The 1859-nt window shown below is 67.3% G+C and carries 1 protein-coding gene and 1 pseudogene; both read left to right on the top strand.

The genetic code is table 11. The features are described from left to right. Positions 1–170 precede the first annotated feature (170 nt). Positions 171–551, top strand: a complete 381-nt coding sequence (locus CJ177_RS49120; RefSeq protein WP_257015111.1) for a DUF6308 family protein — start codon at positions 171–173, stop codon at positions 549–551. A 103-nt stretch (positions 552–654) separates the two neighbouring features. Further along, positions 655–1307: pseudogene (phoU, locus tag CJ177_RS46455) on the top strand (phosphate signaling complex protein PhoU). Positions 1308–1859 lie beyond the last annotated feature (552 nt).

Raw genomic sequence — 1859 nt, 5'->3', positions numbered from 1 at the left:
GATGCCCGAGCAACGCCGGAGACGAGGACGTGATGCGTTGCTACTGCTAGTTCAGGAGCCGAAAACGAGAGCTCCTCAGCAGCAACGAAATACACGATAATGAGACACTTTGTCGACTGCCGCTCTACCGGGCGCGGACGTGGCGTAGATCGCAGGTCCCCCCGACGGCGGTGCGGGGTGATCCTGGACGCCGAGGCGGAGGCCTCGAACGCTCCTCTGGCGGCGGTGGGACCGGATCGGGGCCCGGTTTCGATGAACCGGATCCGCTGACCCCTGGGTGGCCCGCCTGGGACCTGGAAACCGCCCTCCGCGGCCTGCGGGACGTGGGCGGGATGAAGGCGACGAAGTTGATTGCCCGTAAACGTCCCCGGCTGTTTCCGATCTTCGGTTTCGGTTGTGTGCCAGGTGCTGGGCACCGAGCGGGCACATCTGAATCCGGTCCGGGAGGCCCTGCGGGCCGACGACGGCGCGTTGCATCACCGGCTGGTGTCGATCCTCGGGGACGCGGGCCTCGCCCGAGGAGATCTCGGCGCTGCGGGTGTTCGACGTGATCGCGTGGACGGACGGGGAAGAATCGCGGCCTGGGCGAGCCGTCGGACCAGAAAGATGACACGTCCCGGTGCTGTCTTCGGCAGGTGCACGAGGATGATGGTTATGCGGATGAAGTTTCACGAGCAGCTCGACGCGCTGACGGACCGGTTGGCGTCGATGTGCCGGCTGGCCGGGGATGCGGGCCGGGCGGCGACCGAGGCTCTGGTGCTGGCGGACCTGCCTCTGGCGGAGCGGGTGTTCGATCTGAACGAACAGATCGAGGAGTTGCGCGGTCCGTGCGAGGACCTGGCGATGGCGCTGTTGGCGTTGCAGGGCCCGGTTGCGTGTGATCTGCGTCAGGTGGTCACCGGTGTGCACCTGGTGACGGATCTGAGCCGGATGGGCGGGCTGGTGCAGCATGTGGCCGAAAGTGTCCGCCGCCGCCGCCATCCCGAGCACGTCGCGTCCGGTGAGGCGGAGGAGTTGCTCTCCCGGATGGGGCGGGTGGCGGCCGAGTTGGCCGGCCTCTCGCCGAACGGGTTCTGCGCACGCATGATCCCGAACTGGCCGCCGAGATCGGTAGACGCGACGATGAGCTCGACGACCTGCACCGCCGGCTGCTCACCCTGATCGAGGATCCGGCCTGGATCGGCACCGTCCCGGCCGCGGTCGATGTGACGTTGTTGGGGCGTTTCTACGAGCGCTTCGGTGACCATGCTGTCGTGGTCGGGCGCAGGGTGATTTTCCTCGTGACCGGGGAACAGATGACCCCGTAGGTCGTCGCCCGGCACGGGCCGCATCGCCGCGGCCGATCCGAGCGTGGACTTCGCCCTGCCCGTTGGTGACGTTGGTGACGTTGGTGGTGTGGTTCCTCGTGTCGATGGCGCTGTTCTTCACCCCGACTGAACCTGTTATTCGGGTTGTTCGAGGGCGTTGGTGATGTGTTCGTGGACCGGAGGTTTCGAGGTTCTGGCCGGCGGCGTGGGCGCGGGTGTATTCGTCGGCGTTGAGCCGGATGGGGATGCGGTGGGCGGGGCCTGGGGTGGGCCTGTGGGCGAGTTCGCGTCTGAGGTGCTTACGCATTTCGCTGATGGGTAGGGATGCGAGGTCGGTGAGGATGTGAGCGCCGGTGGAGGCGGGGTCGTCGAGTAGGGCCAGGAGGAGGTGGTTGGTGCCGATCCTCTTCGTGCCCGAGCAGGGTGGTCTGGCGCAGGCTGCCCTCGAGGACCTTCTTCGTCTTCGCCGGTGATGGGGATGTGCTCAACCGCCGGAGCGGAGCCCGCCGGTGCGCTGACACCGCCGAGCTTGCTCTCGAGGGCCGGCGCGGT

It is taken from the genome of Rhodococcus sp. ACPA1, assembly GCF_002300195.1.
Lineage (GTDB): Bacteria > Actinomycetota > Actinomycetes > Mycobacteriales > Mycobacteriaceae > Rhodococcus_F > Rhodococcus_F opacus.
The sequence above is the reverse complement of the archived record's forward strand: the minus strand, read 5'-3'. Positions and strand labels throughout refer to the sequence as shown.